The 19,016-nt window shown below is 57.9% G+C and carries 16 protein-coding genes, 1 tRNA gene and 1 pseudogene; 13 read left to right on the forward strand and 5 right to left on the reverse strand.

Features of this window, described 5'->3' with window-relative positions:
• Positions 1-33 precede the first annotated feature (33 nt).
• The 4 genes and pseudogenes from hemF to WDN46_20255 form a co-directional block, all read right to left on the reverse strand.
• Positions 34-939, reverse strand: coding sequence for an oxygen-dependent coproporphyrinogen oxidase (gene hemF / locus WDN46_20240; protein ID MEJ0095646.1), 906 nt, complete (start codon positions 937-939; stop codon positions 34-36).
• Positions 940-1,100: 161 nt separating this feature from the next.
• A complete protein-coding gene (locus WDN46_20245) occupies positions 1,101-1,553 on the reverse strand; it encodes a TrmH family RNA methyltransferase (protein ID MEJ0095647.1) in 453 nt (150 codons plus the stop codon).
• A 168-nt stretch (positions 1,554-1,721) separates the two neighbouring features.
• Positions 1,722-2,345: an IS5 family transposase gene (locus tag WDN46_20250; GenBank protein ID MEJ0095648.1), complete on the reverse strand. Its 624-nt coding sequence runs from the start codon at positions 2,343-2,345 to the stop codon at positions 1,722-1,724.
• Positions 2,312-2,482: pseudogene (locus tag WDN46_20255) on the reverse strand (transposase). Before WDN46_20255 ends, WDN46_20250 begins: the two are co-directional and overlap by 34 nt.
• A gap of 155 nt (positions 2,483-2,637) precedes the next feature.
• Here WDN46_20255 and petA point away from each other — a divergent pair.
• The 5 genes from petA (at position 2,638) to WDN46_20280 (ending at position 7,725) form a co-directional block, all read left to right on the forward strand.
• Positions 2,638-3,159: a ubiquinol-cytochrome c reductase iron-sulfur subunit gene (gene petA, locus WDN46_20260; GenBank protein ID MEJ0095649.1), complete on the forward strand. Its 522-nt coding sequence runs from the start codon at positions 2,638-2,640 to the stop codon at positions 3,157-3,159.
• 115 nt (positions 3,160-3,274) lie between these two features.
• The gene (locus WDN46_20265) at positions 3,275-4,528 is read left to right on the forward strand and encodes a cytochrome b/b6 (GenBank protein MEJ0095650.1); all 1,254 of its coding nucleotides are present in this window, start codon (positions 3,275-3,277) and stop codon (positions 4,526-4,528) included.
• A 42-nt stretch (positions 4,529-4,570) separates the two neighbouring features.
• A complete protein-coding gene (locus tag WDN46_20270; protein MEJ0095651.1) occupies positions 4,571-5,431 on the forward strand; it encodes a cytochrome c1 in 861 nt (286 codons plus the stop codon).
• A gap of 170 nt (positions 5,432-5,601) precedes the next feature.
• Positions 5,602-7,335 (forward strand): lysine--tRNA ligase, encoded by a 1,734-nt coding sequence (locus WDN46_20275; GenBank protein MEJ0095652.1) that lies wholly within the window; start codon positions 5,602-5,604, stop codon positions 7,333-7,335.
• A 39-nt stretch (positions 7,336-7,374) separates the two neighbouring features.
• Positions 7,375-7,725, forward strand: coding sequence for a DUF952 domain-containing protein (locus WDN46_20280; GenBank protein MEJ0095653.1), 351 nt, complete (start codon positions 7,375-7,377; stop codon positions 7,723-7,725).
• A 159-nt stretch (positions 7,726-7,884) separates the two neighbouring features.
• On the opposite strand, the gene WDN46_20285 is transcribed toward WDN46_20280, so the two are convergent.
• Entirely contained in the window at positions 7,885-8,187 is a 303-nt protein-coding gene (locus tag WDN46_20285) for a hypothetical protein (protein ID MEJ0095654.1), read from the reverse strand.
• 334 nt (positions 8,188-8,521) lie between these two features.
• On the opposite strand from WDN46_20285, the gene WDN46_20290 reads away from it, so the two are divergent.
• The 8 genes from WDN46_20290 to WDN46_20325 all read left to right on the forward strand — a co-directional run bounded on the left by WDN46_20290 (position 8,522) and on the right by WDN46_20325 (position 18,969).
• Positions 8,522-9,013, forward strand: a complete 492-nt coding sequence (locus WDN46_20290; protein MEJ0095655.1) for a hypothetical protein — start codon at positions 8,522-8,524, stop codon at positions 9,011-9,013.
• 233 nt (positions 9,014-9,246) lie between these two features.
• Entirely contained in the window at positions 9,247-10,080 is an 834-nt protein-coding gene (locus WDN46_20295) for an MBL fold metallo-hydrolase (GenBank protein ID MEJ0095656.1), read from the forward strand.
• Positions 10,081-10,265: 185 nt separating this feature from the next.
• Positions 10,266-10,342, forward strand: a tRNA-Arg gene (locus WDN46_20300).
• A 171-nt stretch (positions 10,343-10,513) separates the two neighbouring features.
• A complete protein-coding gene (locus WDN46_20305; GenBank protein ID MEJ0095657.1) occupies positions 10,514-12,454 on the forward strand; it encodes an alkaline phosphatase family protein in 1,941 nt (646 codons plus the stop codon).
• A gap of 388 nt (positions 12,455-12,842) precedes the next feature.
• Positions 12,843-14,840, forward strand: coding sequence for an alkaline phosphatase family protein (locus WDN46_20310; protein MEJ0095658.1), 1,998 nt, complete (start codon positions 12,843-12,845; stop codon positions 14,838-14,840).
• Between the two features lie 152 nt (positions 14,841-14,992).
• Complete coding sequence (locus tag WDN46_20315) at positions 14,993-15,907, forward strand: EfeM/EfeO family lipoprotein (protein ID MEJ0095659.1); 915 nt, start codon at positions 14,993-14,995, stop codon at positions 15,905-15,907.
• 117 nt (positions 15,908-16,024) lie between these two features.
• Positions 16,025-17,389, forward strand: a complete 1,365-nt coding sequence (locus tag WDN46_20320; GenBank protein ID MEJ0095660.1) for a cytochrome c peroxidase — start codon at positions 16,025-16,027, stop codon at positions 17,387-17,389.
• A gap of 822 nt (positions 17,390-18,211) precedes the next feature.
• Positions 18,212-18,969 (forward strand): IS5 family transposase gene (locus WDN46_20325; protein ID MEJ0095661.1). Its coding sequence is split into 2 segments (ribosomal slippage): positions 18,212-18,551 and positions 18,551-18,969, totalling 759 coding nucleotides; the frame shifts between segments, so codons are not numbered across the junction.
• Positions 18,970-19,016 lie beyond the last annotated feature (47 nt).

The following is a 19,016-nucleotide window of genomic DNA, read 5'->3' on the forward strand; positions in this document are numbered from 1 at the left end:
TCGTGTCGCTGGCGTGACAACCGCCGCGCGAGTTCAGGGCCATTCGACGAGCGGAGGCAAGGATGACAGAATCGCCTCTACATTGCCGCCGGTCTTCAACCCGAAAATCGTGCCCCGATCATATATTAGATTGAATTCGACGTAACGGCCGCGTCGGATCAATTGTTCTTTTCGATCTTCCGGCGTCCAAGCGAGATTATAATTGCGGCGCACAAGCTTTGGATAAATGTCGATGAAACTCGCTCCCACTGCGCGGGTGAACGCAAAACTGGCGACGAACGCATCTTCCTCGCTGACCGGACAATCGAGGTAATCGTAGAAAATTCCGCCTATCCCTCGCGACTCGTCGCGGTGTTTTAGATAAAAGTAATCGTCGCACCACTGCTTGAATTTCGCATAATCGGCGACGGGCTTTCCCTCAGTGCAGGCGCACTCCATCGCGGCGTGGAAATCTCGCGAGTCGGGATCCGTTTGCAACCTGCGCCGATCGAGCAGCGGGGTCAGATCCGCGCCGCCGCCGAACCAAGCTTTGCTGGTCTCGACGAAGCGGGTGTTCATATGGACGGCCGGGACATTGGGATTCCACGGGTGGGCGATCAGCGAGACGCCGGAGGCCCAGAAATGTGGATCGGCCGCAGCGCCTGGGATTTGTTTCGCAAACTCCGGCGTAAAAACGCCGAAAACGGTCGACGTATGAACGCACATCTTCTCGAAGACGCGGCCGTGAAGGGTCGCCATGAGGCCGCCCCCGCCATCAATCTCTTCCGCGCGGCGCCAAGGCTTCATCTCAAACTTGCCGGGGGCCATTTCCGGGTGGGCAAAAGGGCCAGGGGCGTCCCGCTCCAAGAGCTCAAAGGTGGCGATGATCTTCTGCTGCAGCCCCTCAAACCAGGCGCGCGTCTCTTTTTTGCGGCGATCGCGAATATGAGTATCGGCCATTTCCATAGACCTTCGAAAAATCCAGCGTCGCCAAATGACGTTTCGTCGCCTCGACAGGATTCAGTCAATAGTCATTAACTGAATTAAATCAATGAGCGGCCGACGGATTCGCGTCCCCTCGCTGATTCATTTTTACGCGAGCCCGAGGGTTGCGGCGGCGTTCAAAGGAGGCGCATCTGCCGCACAGCCTCGCCCGCAACCATGGCCGCCGCGACGGCGACGTTGAGCGCGCGCATCGAGTTTTGCAGCGGGATCAGAATGCGGGCGTCGACGTTTTCATGGACTTCATCCGGGACCCCAGTCGATTCGCGGCCAAGCAGCAATATATCTCCCGGTTCAAAGCGAAAGTCCGTGTAGGCGAGGCTGGCTTTGGTCGAGAGCAGGATGAGGCGCGATCCGGCGGCGCGCCGCCAAGCGTCGAAAGCGCTCCAGGATGAATGCCGGGCGATCTCCACATGGTCGAGATAATCCAGTCCGGCGCGGCGAAAATGCCTGTCGCTGACCGGAAAGCCGGCCGGTTCGATAATCGCGGCGTCAAAGCCGAGGCAAGCGCACATGCGCAGAATCGTCCCGGTATTTTGCGGTATGTCGGGTTGGTAAAGCGCGAGCGTCAATTGCGCGGGAGAATCAAGCGACATTGCTGGGGCGCGATTTCATCGGAAAAAAATCCTGCGACGGCGGTTTGAACAAGACAGAGCGAGGTCCGCCATAGCCGAAAAGGCGACGTCGTCCAATATTTCAAAAAAAAGATGGCGACGAAGGGCCACACCTAGGCTCAGGACTCATTGATTGAGATAGAAGAGGACGGCGGCTGCGATGCAGATGGCGGAGAAGAAGGTGTGGGCGCATCGATCATAGCGGGTTGCGATGCGCCGCCAGTCCTTGAGCTTGGCGAACATGTTCTCGATTTTGTGACGCTGGCGGTAGAGCGTCTTGTCATAGGCAATGGGAAGCTTGCGGCTTCTGGTTGGCGGGATGCAGGGCTCGACGCCCCTGGCCTTCAGCGCGGCGCGGAACCAGTTGCTGTCGTAGCCCCTGTCGGCGATCAACATTGAAGCGGGCGGTAAAGCCTTGAGCATCAGCCGCGCGCCCTTGTGGTCGCTCATCTGGCCCTCCGAGAGCAACATGACGAGGGGCTTGCCGGCGCCGTCGCAAACGACGTGGAGCTTCGAGTTCAGTCCGCCTTTCGTGCGCCCGATACGGCGGGGAAGAGCCCCTTTTTGAGCAGGCTCGCCGCTGTGCGATGCGCCTTCAGATGCGTGGCGTCGATCATGATGCGCTCGGGCTTTGGACCTTCGCCAGCGAGCGCGGCGAATATGCGGTCGAAGACGCCGAGCCGGCTCCAGCGGATGAAGCGATTGTAAAGCGTCTTGTGCGGCCCGTAATCCTTGGGCGCATCTTTCCATTGCAGGCCGTTGCGGATCACATAGACGATTCCGCTGACCACCCGACGGTCGTCAACCCGCGGAACGCCATGCGACAGAGGAAAATGCGGCGCAAGCCGCGCCATCTGCCGCTCGCCCAACAAAAACAAATCACTCATCCCAGCCTCCCCATGCGGAGACCAGGAATCACATCTCAGGCAAATTTAATAGGTCCTGAGCCTAGACCTCAGATATTGATTCTTTTACGGCGCTTGATTAAGCCCTAGCGTGAGAGGTGTTCCAATTCGAAGAACGCCCGCAGTTCGAGGATGCCATGTCAGTTAGCACGGCGGTGGACGAACCGACGCGGAGGGATTTCCTTTATATAGCGACCAGCGCCGTCGGCGGCGTCGGAGCTGCAGCCGCGATCTGGCCGCTCATCAGTCAGATGAGCCCCGACGCGACGACATTGGCGGCGGCCAATGTCGAGGTCGACATCAGCGGCATAGCAGTCGGTCAGATCCTGACCGTAAAATGGCGCGGCAAGCCCGTCTTCATATCGCACCGAACTCCAGAAGAGATCGCAGCGGTTCGCGCGGTTCCCTTAGATGAGCTCAAGGATCCAGCCACCGATCAATCGCGAGTGGAAAAGCCGGAATGGCTCGTCGTCATCGGCATCTGCACGCACCTTGGCTGCGTTCCTCTAGGCAACGAAGGCCCTTACCACGGATTCTTCTGCCCCTGCCACGGATCCGTCTACGATCCGTCCGGCCGCATCCGGCAAGGGCCGGCGCCAAGCAATCTGGCTCTCCCTCCCTATAAATTCCTCAGCGACACCAAAATTAGCATAGGCTAGGCCCCTCCCGCGCTGGTTTTTCATGCGCGTTTGATGAATCGAACGCCTCCTAGAGATCACGTCCTAAAGCCCCTTCCGAGGTCCCACTCGACGCACATAAGGCAGAGACGAGAGCATGAGCGGACAATCGACCTACGTCCCCAAAAGCCCGGCCGCAAAATGGCTGGAAAGCCGTTTGCCTATCTTTGGACTGATCCACTCCTCGTTTGTGGTTTTTCCAAACCCACGCAATCTGAACTATTGGTGGACCTTCGGCGGCATTTTGTCCTTCATGCTGGTCGCGCAGATCGTCACCGGCGTCGTGCTCGCGATGCATTATACGCCAAACGCAAATCTGGCGTTCAACTCAGTTGAGCACATCATGCGGGACGTCAACTTCGGTTGGCTGCTCCGTTATGCGCACGCCAACGGCGCCTCGATGTTCTTCATCGCCATGTTCATTCATATTCTTCGCGGCATGTATTACGGGTCCTATAAGGCGCCGCGCGAAGTATTGTGGCTGCTCGGCTTTATCATCTACTTCCTGGCCATAGCCACCGCCTTCATGGGCTATGTGCTGCCGTGGGGTCAGATGAGCTTTTGGGGCGCGACGGTCATCACCAGCCTGTTTTCGGCGATCCCCCTCATCGGAAAGGCGATCACCACATGGCTTTGGGGCGGCTATGCGGTCGACAACGCCACTCTCAACCGCTTCTTCTCGCTGCACTATCTGCTGCCTTTCATGATCCTTGGCGTGGTCATGCTGCATGTTTGGGCCTTGCATGTTCCAGGCTCGAACAATCCGACCGGAGTTGAGCCAAAGAGCGAAAAGGACACCCTGCCCTTCCATCCCTATTTCACCATCAAGGATAGTTTCGCGCTGGTTTGCTTCCTCATCTTTTTCGGCTGGTTCGCGTTCTACATCCCGAACTATCTCGGCCACGCCGACAATTACATCGAGGCGAACCCGTTAAAGACGCCGGCCCACATCGTGCCTGAGTGGTATTATCTGCCCTTCTACGCGATCCTGCGGTCGATCCCATCCAAACTCGGCGGCGCCGCCGCGATGTTCGCCGCGGTGGCCATCATCGCCTTCCTGCCCTGGCTCGATACGTCGCGCGTCAAATCGGCGACCTATCGTCCGATCTTCAAGATCTTTTTCTGGATCTTCGTCGCCTGCGCGATCTTGCTTGGCTATATCGGCTCGCAGCCTCCCGAAGGCGGCTATATAATCGCCGGTCGCTTCTTGACGGCCTATTATTTCATCCATTTTCTGGTGATCCTGCCTCTGCTCAGCCATTTCGAGAGGACGCGGCCATTGCCCGCCTCCATCGCTGACGCAGTGCTTGGAGCGCCGACCAAAACCGATGCGGCGCAGGCAAGCCCTTAGAACCCAAAATCGCGACGGCTGATGTCCAAAAGGAACGAACTCATGAGGCTTCGCAGTATGTTCGCCGCGAGCGCTGGAGCTGCAGTCGTCGGCGTCTTGGCCTTTGCATTAACCTTTAGCGGGACGCGCGCCTTCGCCGCTGAGGAGCAGGCGTCCGGAGGCATGACCGAAGCGCCGAAGCCGGAGCTGCAGAACTGGAGCTTCGCTGGTCCCTTTGGTAAATTTAATCGGCCTCAGTTGCAGCGCGGCTATCAGGTCTATCGCCAAGTCTGCGCCAATTGTCATTCGATGAAGCTTGTCGCCTTCCGCGATTTGGCTGAATCCAGCGGCCCGGCTTTTTCGGAAGCGCAGGTCAAGGCGCTGGCCGCCACCTTCAAAGTCAAGGACGGTCCCAACCAGGCCGGCGAAATGTTCGAGCGGCCTGGCCGGCCCTCGGACTATTTTCCTTCGCCCTTCCCAAACCCTGAGGCCGCCAGCGCCGCTCTCGGCGCAGCGCCGCCGGATATGTCGCTGCTCGCCAAGGCGCGCGACTTCAGACGCGGATTTCCGCTCTTCGTGCTCGACGCCTTCACGCAATATCAGGAGCAAGGCGTCGATTATATTTACGCTCTTCTGAACGGTTACACGAAAGCCGATGATTCGAACTGGAACGAGTTCTTCCCAGGCCACCACATCGCAATGCCGTCTCCCCTGAGCGACGGCCTCGTCAATTATACCGATGGCTCGCCCAAAACTGTCCCTCAATACGCCAAGGACATCTCGGCCTTTCTGATGTGGGCGGCCGAGCCTAAACTTGAGGACCGCAAAAGCCTCGGTTTCGCCGTGCTGATCTATCTCGCCATCTTCGCGGGACTTCTCTACGCCGTGAAAAAACGAATCTGGGCGAAGCTCGGGCCGCACTAAGACCTTAGACTTCGCGCTTCTTGGGTTAGAGCGCGCTTACGACGCGCGGTCTTTGCGTGCGCAAAATACGCATCGCGCTTGCCGGATGGCTTCCAATCTGGCAGCAAAGCGGAACAAACTCGCCTTGATCGATTGATCGGCGCAACCTCCGCTCCTTCAAGGATACGCAAATGCCTGCCGGCGCCGATTTTGATCCTCCGTCGCGGACCATCGCGCCCGTAGAGCCTGCATCGCTTTGGCAAGGCGCGCAGCAGGCCCAAGCTTGGCCCTTTGAGGAAGCCCGCAAGCTCGCGCAGAGAGTCGCCGCATCCGGCCAGACCGAAGTTATTTTCGAAACCGGCTATGGTCCGTCCGGCCTGCCGCATATTGGAACCTTCGGCGAGGTCGCGCGCACATCCATGGTCCGCCATGCCTTCCGGGTCCTGACCGAAGATAAGATCAAGACCCGTCTCCTGGCCTTTTCCGACGATATGGACGCGCTGCGCAAGGTGCCGGACAACGTGCCGAACAAGGAGATGCTCGCCACCTACATCGGCATGCCGCTCACCCGCGTCCCGGATCCGTTCTCGAACGAATACCCTTCCTTTGGAGCGGCGAATAATGCGAGGCTCCGCGCTTTCCTCGACCGCTTCGGATTCGATTACGAGTTTGCGAGCTCGACGGACTATTATGCGTCCGGCCGATTTGACGAAACGCTGCTGCGGATGCTGGCGGCCTATGACCCCGTCATGGATATCATCCTCCCGACCTTAGGACCTGACCGCCGCGCGACTTATTCTCCGTTCCTTCCGATCAGCCCGCGCAGCGGCAAAGTTCTCCAGGTGCCGATGGTCGAGCGCAATCTAGCGCGGGGGACGATCGTCTACATCGACCCGGAAACCAATGAAAAAGTCGAAACGGAAGTCACCGGCGGCCGCGTAAAATGTCAGTGGAAGGCCGATTGGGCGATGCGCTGGTTTGCGCTCGGCATCGATTACGAAATGGCGGGCAAGGACTTGATCGAGTCGGTCAAGCTCTCCAGCAGGATCTGCCTCGCGCTCGGCGGCCGCCCGCCCGAAGGTTTCAATTACGAATTGTTCCTCGACGACAAAGGCCAGAAAATCTCGAAGTCGAAGGGCAACGGCCTGACGATCGATGAATGGCTCGCCTACGCCAGCCAGGAGAGCCTGTCGCTTTTCATGTATCAAAAGCCGACGGCCGCCAAGCGTCTCTTTTTCGATGTGATTCCTCGCGCCGCAGACGAATATCTGAGCTTCCTCGAGGCCTACCCGAAGCAGCCGTTGAAGGAGCGTCTCGGCAATCCCGTCTGGCACATTCACTCGGGCGAACCGCCCGCTCCCGAACTGCTGGGGAGCAGCGAGCATCGCACGGCGATTACATTCGGCATGCTGCTCAATCTCGCCGCTGTCGCCAACAGCGAGGACCCTCAGGTCCTCTGGGCCTTTCTGCGCCGCTATTCTCCGGATGTGTCCGCCGCTAACCACCCAACGCTGGACAAGCTCGTCTCCTATGCGGTGCGCTATTTCCGCGATTTCGTGCGGCCGGCGAAAATCTATCGCGCGCCCGATGACGTCGAACGCGAGGCTCTCGGCAAACTCGCCGACGCGCTCGCCGCTCTTCCCAAGGACGCCAGCGCTGAGGCCGTCCAATCGGCCCTTTACGATGTCGGCCGCCCGATCCCGCGTTATCAGGACCTCAAGTCCAAAACGGCGACGCCGGAGCGGCCAGGCGTCTCGAACGACTGGTTCAATATGCTGTACGCCGTGCTGCTCGGCGAGAGCCGCGGCCCGCGCTTTGGCTCATTCGTTGCCCTCTACGGGATAGACGAGACGCGGAAATTGATCGCCGACGCGCTGGCCGGCGATCTTATTCGCAAACATGCCGATTTTCTGGCCCAAAAATAGGTCGGCGCGGCGCGCGCTCAAGCCAGCGAAGGTTTCATCATGGATCTGATCTATAAAATTGCTCCCGCCGCTCTGTGGCGACAAGCTGAGGACAAGGGACGGTTCGACGGCGCTCCGGTCGATCTTGAGGATGGGTTCATCCATTTCTCGACAGCCGCGCAAGCTGAAGAGACCGCCGAGAAATATTTCAGCGGTCACGCTAATTTGCTGCTCATTGCGGTTGACCCAAAACGGCTCGGCGAGAACTTGCGCTTCGAGCCCGCGCGCGGCGGAGCGCTGTTTCCTCACCTTTATGCGCCGCTGCCTATGGACGCGGTGGTTTTCGCCAAGCGGCTCCCCCTCAAGCCCAGCGGCGGCCATGATTTCGATGGCCTCCTCGACCAGAAATAATCGCTTCAAAGCGAAGGCAAAGCCTCAGCCGCCATTTTTGCAACCGCTTGAGGATTTCGCGGACGCACGCGCGCGAACCCAGAAAGATTGCAATCCTGCGTTGATGGATTTGGCGCGCGTGGCCGCACGAGAGACAATCACTCTGCAAGCGATCCGCTGTCAGTGCGCTTCGTATGAACGCGGCGCCTGGTCGAGATCGCCAAGCGTCTCAATATCGCTTTCTAGTTGAGTATCCGCGCGACCGCAGTTTCGAATTGAAGCCAACGCAATAGCAACGCCAGCGAGCACGACTATTTGGCCTTCGGAGTTTTTGACCCGGATGAGGGCGTGATTGCGGTCTTTGGTGCGAAGGGCCAGCCCCTCAACATGCCGCCACACAAAGCGCTCGTCGGCCAGGGACGCGATATCCGCAAGGACCGGAGCCTCGCCGAAGCGAATGATTTCAAAGGTGAGCAGCGGCATCGAAGCCTCAGCTATGTTGGGATTGACGCAAGCTTACATAAAAACCCTCGTGAGTCATCTAGCGCCGCAGCATGAATGGGGCGCCGCATCGCACCTCGGCGATCCTCCAAATCGAATCCATTGACGAATTCGCGCTAGCCCCTCTTCCATAAAATTAGCAACATTCTGATTTCAAATTGCTTCCGGCGCGCGTTGATTGACTTATCAATTCAACCTCCGCGAGAGGTAAATCGTGATCTCGAAAAATTGCAGAAGGTTCTGCCTAGAAACAAATTAATAGAGCGCATTATCGCTTTGCTTGAACCAAAGCCCTCGCGACAGACAACGGTCCGCAATGTCTCGTTTTAAGCTCGTCCTCCTCGCGTCTCTGATGTTTCCCTGGCTGATCGGCAATTCCGCCCACGCCGGCGAAACGGCGCCTCAGCAAAGTCCCGCGCCATTGTTCAGCGACCCTTATGCCGCGCCAGCCGGCGCCCCTAGCGCGCCTGCGGCCAAAAAGTCCCCGGCAAAACCAAGCGGAAAAGAAACCCGAAGCGCAACCGTCAAAAAACAAGAACCGGTTGGCAAAGTCGGCCTTGAAAACTCTCCGTCTTTGGTCACCAACGCGGCCCTTCCAGATCTCAAGCCGAACGCAAGTCCCAGTAAGGGCAAGGCGGCTGCGGACGAACTTCCTCTCGGTCTCGGTCTTCACTGGTCGGCGGCCAATGATCCCCACCTCAATCCGTTATCGACGACTGAAGCGATCGATTCAGTGAGAAGGAACCAGGGACAAACGCCCAGTTCTCCCGGAAACGAACTGGATTTGGGCATGAAATTAAACTTCTGAACCTTCCCGATTGCCCACGGCGACGTCGACGATCGGGCGAGGTCGCTCCGGCATCTCTTTGAACGCCAATCCGCTCTTCATGTGGAAACACGCCGGCGACGTAGGCCGGCGCCGCACGCAGGCGCGCGCTTATTGGCGATGGCGCCTTTTTCGCTACCGCCCAGTTCGGCAACCGGCCCAAGCTTCCCGGAGCCAAAACTGAGAATTGCCTGTTTTTAAAAAGCAAGGACATTATGGAAGCGATAAGCAATCCTAGCATCGCCAGCCAATCCGTGGCTGACGCGATGCCCATCGCCGCATCGTGGTACCGCAGAACCGATATCGGCGGCGGCGTCACCTTGATCATCGAGCCCCATGTCGACGTTCTTGAACAGGCCAACATCTGGCACGTCCGCGGGCGCGACCGCGATCTCCTGATCGACAGCGGCATGGGAGTTGTGCCGCTGCGACCCACTTTTCCCGACTTGTTTGAGGGCCGCGAGACGATTGCGCTCGCAACACATACGCACATGGATCATATCGGCGCGATCCACGAATTCGAACATCGATGGGTCCATCCAATCGAGGCTGACTCACTTTTGCATCCCCGCGGCGGAACCTTGATCTGCGATCGGATCGACCCGGAGCTCAGACGCTTGTTCATTGCAGCCGGCTATCCGCCGCTCGGGCGTTACTTGATTCACGCTCTTCCGCACGCGGGCTACGATCCCGCGAGCTACGTGCTGCGGGGCGCCTCCGCGACCCGGCAGATTCTGGAGGGCGAGGTCGTCGACCTCGGAGACAGACGGTTCAGGGTCCTGTTTGTGCCGGGCCATTCGCCAGGCAGCATCGCGCTGTTTGAGGAAGCGACCGGCATTCTATTCGCCGGCGATGTGATCTATGACGGCCCACTGCTCTATCAAGGGCGCGGCATGGATATCGGCGCGTATATGCGTTCATTCGCGCTGCTGGAATCGCTTCCGATATCGGCAGCGCACGCGGGACATGATCCGAGTTTCAACAAGGAAAGGCTGGACGCCATTATCGCGGCCTATCGGAAACGCTGGCAGGCCGAAGGGCTGATTTAGCATAGTCAGCGCGAGTTCGACGTCATATGTCACAAGCGCTCTGCTCGGGTTGCGGGCGCTGCAATGCGCCAACGGCCCCGACCCGCTTCCGGAGCGCCTGCAGCCTTCAACGCTGTTGTGCAGCGCGCGAATAAGAGCTAATTTCGCCTCTCCAACCGCGCGAAATCGCGTAGTCCCGGATTAAAGCGCTCGTAGCTCAACTGGATAGAGCATCAGACTTCGAATCTGAGGGTTGCAGGTTCAAGTCCTGCCGAGCGCACCAGTCACATTTGCGGCGATGGGCGGCGTTCAATTTTTAATTGGAATTTTTCCAAATCAGATCTGATTCGAAATACGGCTGTCATGTATATCTCTTAAGGCTCCGCTTCCGTCTGGTTAAGATAATTCAGACGATTTTGGAGTAGTTATGCAACCTAACATCCATGCTCGCAGAATGTCGCGGTTCACCGCGGCGTTGTGCGTATTGTCGACGTTCGCGTCGAGCACCGGCTACGCCGCCGAAAAAGACGCCGCGGCGTCCGTCGCCACCAAGAGCCCGATCAAGCATGTCATCATCCTGATCGGTGAAAATCGCGGTCTTGACCATACGTTCGGCGTCTATAAGCCGAAGGGTAAAGGTCAGACAATCTCGAACCTTCTGTCCAAGGGCATCGTCAAGGAAAACGGGAAACCGGGGCCGAATTTCGCCCTCGCTCAGCAGTTCTCGGTTTCGCCTCAGAAGACCTATTTCATCAGCGCGAAAAAGGCCGATAAGACTCCTTACGGCTCCGCCAATCTGATGCCGCAGCCCAATACCGCTTCGGCCCCAACTGCGCAAATGACGAACGACGCGCCCTTCACCAGCGTTTCGATCATTGCGCCGCTTGAAAATGATATCGAACCGCAGGACCTTGGTTTGCTGACGACCGGCGCTACCGGACTGCCGCATGGCGTCTTGGATACGCGCGTCCCCGGCGCAGGCGCTCTAAACGGTCCCTACCCGTTGCTTGGAGCCAACCTCAGCGACGATGATTACACCGGCGATCAAACGCACAAGTTTTTCCCGATGTATCAGATGATGGATTGCAAACTCTCCTCGGCGACCAAGGAGAATCCGTCAGGCTGTCTCAGCGACCTTTACCCCTTCGCAGGGTCGACGTTTGGAGGGTCGAATAACAACGTCGGCGCTGACATGGGATTCCTCAACGCCGAGCAGGAACAGGCCTCGATGCTGAAGGCCCTCGCTGATCGATTCACCTTGAGCGACAACTTCCATCAATCGAGGATCGGCGGGACCAACGCGAACCACATCACGCTCGGCACCGGCGACGCGATCTTCTGGACCGACGGCAATGGCAACGCGATCACGCCGCCGGCCTCGCAAATTTCGAATCCGAATCCGGTCCCTGGGACCAACAATCTCTATATCGCCAATAACAACTTCACCAATTGCTCGGACACGACCCAGCCTGGCGTCAAGCCGATCGTCGATTACCTCAACTCTCTCCCCTATGCGGCTGAGCCGAATTGTAAGGAGGGTCATTATTACGAGTTCAACGACATCAACCCGGGCTTCCTGCCAAACGGCGCGCTTTCGGGCGCGGGCAACGTTCCGCCTTCGCCTCTCAGAACTATTGGCGATGAGCTGATCGAGAGCAATATTTCCTGGGCCTATTTTGGCGGAGCCTACAATGACGCTGTCGCTCTCTCGAACGAGGCGGTAGCCGCCAATCCGACGAGCCCCAATATAGACGTGGCGGCCGTCAGCGATCCGGCGCATGCCCTTGGCGTCGCCTATTGCCAGCAGTGCAACCCGTTCGAATATGCAACGTCGATCATGGCCAATCCGGCGGTTAGGACCGAGCATCTCAAGGACACTGTTGATCTGATCGCCGACATTCAGAACAACACGCTTCCTTCGGTCTCGTTCGCTAAACCGGATAGTCTGCTCGACGGCCATCCCCAGACCTCGAAAATCGATCTCTTTGAGGCCTATACGCAGAAAATCCTCGACGCTCTCGAAGCCAATCCGAAGCTGAAGGCGACGACGGCCGTGATCATCACCTGGGACGAAGCTGGCGGCTTCTATGACTCCGGCTACATTCAGCCGATCGACTTCTTCGGCGACGGGCCGCGCATTCCGCTGTTGATCCTTTCGCCCTATTCCACGGGCGGCATTGTCAACCACAGCTATGGCGACCATGTCTCGCTGCTGAAGTTCATCGAGCGCAACTGGAAGCTGAAGCCGATCAGCGATCGCAGCCGCGACAATCTGCCGAACCCGACGGCTACGAAGGACAATCCCTACGTTCCGACCAACCCACCGGCGCTTGATGATTTGTTCGACGCGTTCGACTTCGACGCTGCTCCGAACAATCAGCCCTACAGCGAGTAGAGACGCTTAGAATCGCGCGTAACCAGCTCCGGCATAGGGAATGCGCGATTTGGTCGAGATGATTGCGATGGCGCCGATCAAGCGAAGGCCTTGCGGCGCCATTCGTTCATTCCGCTAAAGGGTGGCGCGATCGGCGCGCCGCGCCTCCCCATAACTTCATCGACATCGAGAAGGCGTCGTTTTGCCGCTCTTCCGGCTTTTCGAGCTTGGTTCGTCGCAAATTCATCGCCGGCCATCGCTCGTCGCAAAGCCTACATGAATCTGTATTGGTTCCGTCATGCAGCGCGACTAAGCGTTGCCTCGCATTTCCGCTTTAGAAAGAAGAAGCATGCCATCGCACACTCCGATTCGTCGAAAAAGCCGGCTCAAGATAGTCGCCGGCGTTTCCATGACAGCGCTAATGGGTTTGGGAGTCGCGACGCTCCCGCATGGCGCGGACCGCGGCGCCTTCGCCGCGACTGCGACGCGGCCGGCCCCGAAGCCGGTGAAGCCAGAGCAGATAGCGACCGAGTCGCCGATCAAACACGTGATTTATATCGTTGGCGAAAATCGCAGCTTCGATAATATCTACGGCACGTACCAGCCCAAACACGGGCAGAAGATCTGGAATCTGCTGTCGCAGGGCATCGTCAACGCCGATGGAACTCCTGGCAGGAATTTCGCCAAGGGACGGCAAAACCAGGCGACATCGACCAATGGCCGGTTCGCTCTCAGCCCACAGACCAAAGCCCCTTACACGTTCCTGCCGGTGCCTACCATCGCGTCCGCGCAGCCCGAAGGCGTCGGCCTTGAATTCGGCATCGTGAATGCGTCCGGCATGCCGACCGCCGCATTTCCGGAAGGCGATCCTGAAATTCCGCTCAATGATCAAATCACGCTCGCAACCGGCGGCACCGGATCCATTCCAAAGAATGGCGCCGATACCCGCATTCCCGGCGTGAATCAGTTGCCCGCAGGACCGTTCAGGCAGACCGGCCCAACGCTTCCCTACGACGCGTATGAAGGCGACACGATCCATCAAATGTTCCAGATGTGGCAGCAGAGCGACTGCAGCATGAAGAATGCGACGCGGGAAAACCCCACGGGCTGCTTGCACGATCTCTATCCTTTCGTCGCGACGACCAACGGCACTTTGCCGACCCAGACGCCGACCGACGGCGGTCAGGACATGGCGTTCTTCGACATGAATGCGGGCGATGCGCCGATCTTCAAGTCGATCGCCGACAATTACACGCTCCTAGACAATTTCCATCAGGCGATCATGGGTGGATCGGTCACCGGCGCGTTCGGAATCATCTACGCCGACAATCTCTTCTACAGCGACAGTAACGGCAATCCGCTGGTCCCGCCGGGCAGCATCATGGATCCCGATCCTATTGCCGGCACGGTCAACACCTATCAATCCAACGGCACCTGGGTTAACTGCAGCGACCGGAATCAGCCCGGCGTCGCCGAGCTCCAGAACTACCTCGGCTCGCTTCACTATTTCGTCGGCGCACACTGCGCTCCAAACGCTTATTACGCCACGCGCGACGCCAGTCCGCCCTACAACGCCAATGGCTCGCTCGCCGCAGCTTCAACGACGACCATGCCGCCGTCGACGCAGCGACAAATCGGCGACGTGTTGAGCGCCAAGAACATTCCGTGGATCTGGTATAGCGGCGGCTATGACTCGGCGGTCGCTGTCGCCAACGGGGCCACGGATATCGTCGATCAGGTGTTCAACGCCGGCTATGACAAGCTTGCCAATCCGTTCGGATACTCGAAGCAGATCATGGGCGACCCGACGCAACGGACGACGCACATCAAGGATGTCACCGATAATCTCTTCGACGACATCGCGAACGACGCTTTGCCGTCGGTCGCCTTCGTCAAAATGGACGGCGGCCTTGAAGGGCATCCCGGCAGCGGCAAGGTCAGTCTTCTGGAGGAATTCGTCCAGGACATCGTCGACCGGGTAAAAGCCAATCCCAAGCTGTTTGCTGAGACCGCGATCATCCTCACCTTCGACGAAAGCGGCGGCTTGTACGACAGCGGCTTCATTCAACCGCTCGACTTCTTCGGCGACGGACCGCGCATCGCGACTTTCGTGATTTCGCCATACTCCACCGGCGGACGCGTTGTGCATACCTATTACGATCAGGCGTCGGTCTTGAAGTTCATCGAACGAAACTGGGGTCTCGGCAAGATTTCAAATCGCAGCCGCGACAACCTGCCGAATCCAATCATGGATGAAGCCAACCCGTGGGTGCCGGTGAACATGCCCGCGATCGGCGATCTCTTTGATATGTTCGATTTCGACCATGCTGAGGATCGGCATGACCATGATGGCGATGGCCATGATCAAGGCGGCGGCGATAATCATCACAACGGAAATCAGTTCTAACGAGCGCTGATCGAGTATTGCAAAGAGCGAAGTAAAATTGGCGCCGGTCGGGCTTACTGCCTGGGCGGCGCCAACATCATTGTGACGGTAGACGCGCATAGCGCGTACAGCTGTCACAACACTGTAACACAGATGAAATGATCTCAGCTCTAATGATTGAAGCGACACGCAGGGCGACAGCGATCCATACGACCGGCCTTATCTCCGCCGAAAATATTTCAGCATCGCCAGACACGCGTTCGCCGCGACGTCACGCGACCGGATTGAAACAGCGCTTTCGCTCAAAAATTTCGCGGCTTCTGACCACAACAATTTGCTTTCTGGCCGCGATTGACGCCGCATCCTACGCGAGCGCGGGCCCTCTTGATGAAGCCGCCGAGCAATATCGCCCTTATCTCATCGAGGGCATCGGCCAGGCTCTCAGCGGTGCGCAGGCGCTACAAGGGCGCGTGGCGGCAAAGGATGTCCAAGGGGCGAAGGAGGCGTGGATCTCTGCGCGCGCCGGCTGGGAGCGATCCGAAGTATTCACGGGCGGATTTGTGCCCGATCTTGATCAGAAGATCGATACTTGGCCGAACGCGACAACGGGCTTTCATGCAATTGAGGCAAGACTGTTCGGCGCAAATCATACGGATGTCGAGGCTGACGCGAACGACCTTGTCGCGCGCTTGACCCACCTACACGCAGAAGCTCGCGAGATTCGGTTGACGCCGCAAGGACTTTTGAACGGAACCGCGCAACTTGCATATGAAGTCGGCGAGAACAAGTCGGACGGCGGGGAGTCGCGCATCAGCGGCACCTCGCTCGATGATATGCGCAATAACGTCGCCGGCATTGAGATTGCCTACAACGTCGTTTTCTCATCTCAGATCGAAGCGATCGATCCGAAGCTTGCGGACGCCGCTCGAAGCCAGATCGGACAGTTGAAAGCTTTGCTCGACGTATCGAGCCTCGACAAGGTTGATGCCCCCAAACTCCGGCGGGCGACCGAAGAATTCGTGGTCACGCTCCAGAATGCCGCGCCTAAAATTGGGCTCGTACGACCGACGCTGGAATCAAGCCCATAATCGTGACGTCTCCACTGGCATCTGATGGGCCTTGGCCTCGAACGCTTTCGTTGACGCGATGGTCAGCATGTCGGGCCGCTCACAAATCCCATCACGTCGCAAATTGAGGATCACTCGATGATCGTTCGGACGCTTTCATTGGTTGCGGTTGGCCTCGTCGCGGCTTTGGTTCTTCAGAAAGCCGTCGCCTTTCCGGTGGACGGCGGGCAAACAACTCTACCTGTCGGAACCGAGTTGAATGAAGACGCGATCGACCTTCCGCGCGAGGTGTTTCATTCTGAAGTAATCGGAGGCCGCAAGTCATATCTGGTGAATCTCGGAGACATGGCTTTTAATGCGCCCGATATTCTGGGCGGCGCAGCGCGACAGGCGGGCGTCAGTTGCGGCGCGTGCCACGTTAATGGCGCGTCGAATCCGAAGCTCTTTGTTTCGGGAATGTCGACGCGGCCCGGCAATTTTGATACCTCCGGCCCGTTGTTTAATCCAAAAGCCAACAATCTCGTTCTCGACCCGGTGCGAATTCCAAGTTTGCGCGGCGCGCGTTATCTCGCGCCCTATGGAAACGATGGACGCACAGAATCATTGCGGGATTTTATCCGCAATGTGATCGTCGTCGAGTTCGCCGGTCCCGAGCCGTCTCCGGCAATTCTCGATGGGTTGGTTGCCTATATCCAGGACATCGATTTTCTGCCGAACCCGAGTCTTGGTCCAAGCGGGAAATTGAATTCAGACGCTAGCGACGCCGAGCGGCGGGGAGAGGCGCTCTTCAATAAACCTTTCCCGCACGATCAAAATCTCAGCTGCGCAGGCTGTCACCTTCCGTCGGGCGCGTTTCTTGATCACAAGCAACACGATGTGGGATCGGGCGGATTATATAAGACGCCTACCTTATTGAACGCGGATTTCAACGCTCCTTACTTCCACGACGGGCGTTTCGACACCTACGACCAAGTGGTGGATCACTTTGATGGCGAATTCAGCCTTGGACTTTCGGCGCAGGACAAGAAGGATCTTGTTGCATATTTGATAGCTATCGGCGATGGCGTGCGGGCGTATGAACGCGAGGGTTCAGGCGCCAAACTCCAGGAGATCGCCAGCTTCGTGAGCGTGTTGGACACGGCGATTCCGGCGCATGACAACGAAATTATCGGGCTCGTGGTGGATACGGTTGGCGGCGAGTTGCGCGATTTAACGGAGCACATTCCGGACCGGAGAGATTCGACTGTGTCTGGCGGGGAGAAGGAGCGCAATCTTGCTCGCATGGCTCTTAAGGAGATCGTGCTAAACCTCCGGCGGATAGATGTCGACGCGGCCGATGGAAAATACAATGACGCGGCCAACGAATACAGGACCTACAATCGCCTGATGCGGGCCGGAGTTCCAGTCATCATCGGCAACGCTGAAAAATGGTCCTTATTCAATCCGTCAATTCATGACGCCCATTACGCCGCCCTGCGTCAGCTCCTTCAATCCAAGCATTAGAGGAAAGACTGGGCGGCGGCTCGAACTTATTCGACAACTACGGATGACGGGCGGAGATTAAACGGAGCGGTCAGCTGCCGATTCGTCTTCATTGGAAGTCGCGCAAGCGTGCTGCGACGCGAAGTCATATGAGCCTGTAACGCCAAATGGCGCAACATGTCGCTTGGCGATCTTCAGCGGCCTCGGCTGACCATATGGAACCGTGCTGCCGCCAGTAGAAAAAGGAACCAGGCGTAAAAGCCTGGTCATAAGTCAGATGATATCGGAGTCGTTGCCGTCAGGTAGCCTGATCGGGGACGCCTGTCTGTTCACGATGACCGCGCTAAGGTCCCCACCAACACGGTCACAACAACAGACATTGCCGCAGCAAGGCCTTCTGCTGCGGCGAAGTGGGAGTTAACATAATTGTCAACTACCTCCAAATCCGCCATATCAAAAGATCAGCGTCCCTTATCTGCCTCAACCGGCTTCCACGCCAGAGATCTTGCCATCAGGTGGGGAAAATTCTTTGCTCGAAGCGAATCTTCCCGGCCGAGAAAGGCTGACAATACTCAGCCTCGCTATGTTGATGCTTAACGATTTAATGCTGTTATAAAATGAAAAACATTACTTATTATCGGAACTCCCGGGACATTCTTCTTCTTGCATAGTCTCGTGTTTTGTGGCAGTATACATTCATTATCTAACATATGTTTCATTTACGTAAAAATTTTTTCAATTGTAGTGATCTTGGCCCAACGCGAGTAGGCTTAGGGCCCAGACCCATAAAATGGTTGGCGTGACAGGCGGATTGTGATTCACAGCTTCCGAAAGGAAGCGACTATGAATCGGGATCAATTCTGGCTGACGGACGCGCAGTTCGCGAAGATCGCGCCGCATCTTCCCACGGACACGCGCGGCAAGGCGCGCGTCGATGATCGCCGGGTGATCAGCGGGATCATTCATGTGCTGAAATCTGGCGGACGCTGGATTGACGCGCCGCTGGAGTACGGGCCAAAGAAGACTCTCTACAATCGCTACGTTCGCTGGGCTGCTAAGGGCGTTTGGATCGATCTGTTCCACGCGCTTGCGCAAGCAGGCGGGCCGCCGGCGCAGGTCCTCATCGACTCCTCGGCGGTCAAGGCGCATCGCTCGGCCAGTGGCGGCAAAGGGGGGAGAAGAATCAGGCCATCGGCCGTTCGCGCGGCGGGCGCACAACCAAAATCCACGCATTGACCGATGCGGACTGCCGCCCGCTGTCTTTCATGCTCACCGGCGGCCAAATCGCCGATTGCTCGGCGGGCGCGGAGCTTATCGCGCGACTTCCTCCTTGCGAAATCCTCCATGGCGACAAGGGCTACGACGCAAATGCGATCCGTCGGCAGGTCGAGGAGCGCGGAGCTATGCCGAATATCCCGCCCAAGGCCAATCGCAGGTGGAAGAACTGCTTCTCGCCCTTCCTCTATCGAAACCGCAACGCCATCGAACGCATGTTCTGCCGCCTGAAAGACTTCAGGCGCGTGGCTACCCGCTACGACCGAAACGCATTAAACTTCCTCGCCACAGTCTGCATCGCCGCTACCGTTTGCTACTGGTTGTGAGTCTGGACCCTAGCAGGCCACATGCGCCAAAAAAAGGCATTTCAATG

It is taken from the genome of Methylocella sp., assembly GCA_037200525.1.
Taxonomy (GTDB): Bacteria; Pseudomonadota; Alphaproteobacteria; order Rhizobiales; family Beijerinckiaceae; genus Methylocapsa.

Bases quoted from the DNA above. Each gene is read 5' to 3' on its own strand.
- WDN46_20285 (MEJ0095654.1), bottom strand. From the start codon at position 8,187: ATGCCGCTGCTCACCTTTGAAATCATTCGCTTCGGCGAGGCTCCGGTC.
- WDN46_20295 (MEJ0095656.1), top strand. From the start codon at position 9,247: ATGGAAGCGATAAGCAATCCTAGCATCGCCAGCCAATCCGTGGCTGAC.
- WDN46_20250 (MEJ0095648.1), bottom strand. From the start codon at position 2,345: ATGGAAAGATGCGCCCAAGGATTACGGGCCGCACAAGACGCTTTACAA.
- WDN46_20280 (MEJ0095653.1), top strand. From the start codon at position 7,375: ATGGATCTGATCTATAAAATTGCTCCCGCCGCTCTGTGGCGACAAGCT.
- petA (MEJ0095649.1), top strand. From the start codon at position 2,638: ATGTCAGTTAGCACGGCGGTGGACGAACCGACGCGGAGGGATTTCCTT.
- hemF (MEJ0095646.1), bottom strand. From the start codon at position 939: ATGGCCGATACTCATATTCGCGATCGCCGCAAAAAAGAGACGCGCGCC.
- WDN46_20290 (MEJ0095655.1), top strand. From the start codon at position 8,522: ATGTCTCGTTTTAAGCTCGTCCTCCTCGCGTCTCTGATGTTTCCCTGG.
- WDN46_20320 (MEJ0095660.1), top strand. From the start codon at position 16,025: ATGATCGTTCGGACGCTTTCATTGGTTGCGGTTGGCCTCGTCGCGGCT.
- WDN46_20275 (MEJ0095652.1), top strand. From the start codon at position 5,602: ATGCCTGCCGGCGCCGATTTTGATCCTCCGTCGCGGACCATCGCGCCC.
- WDN46_20310 (MEJ0095658.1), top strand. From the start codon at position 12,843: ATGACAGCGCTAATGGGTTTGGGAGTCGCGACGCTCCCGCATGGCGCG.
- WDN46_20315 (MEJ0095659.1), top strand. From the start codon at position 14,993: ATGATTGAAGCGACACGCAGGGCGACAGCGATCCATACGACCGGCCTT.
- WDN46_20265 (MEJ0095650.1), top strand. From the start codon at position 3,275: ATGAGCGGACAATCGACCTACGTCCCCAAAAGCCCGGCCGCAAAATGG.
- WDN46_20270 (MEJ0095651.1), top strand. From the start codon at position 4,571: ATGAGGCTTCGCAGTATGTTCGCCGCGAGCGCTGGAGCTGCAGTCGTC.
- WDN46_20305 (MEJ0095657.1), top strand. From the start codon at position 10,514: ATGTCGCGGTTCACCGCGGCGTTGTGCGTATTGTCGACGTTCGCGTCG.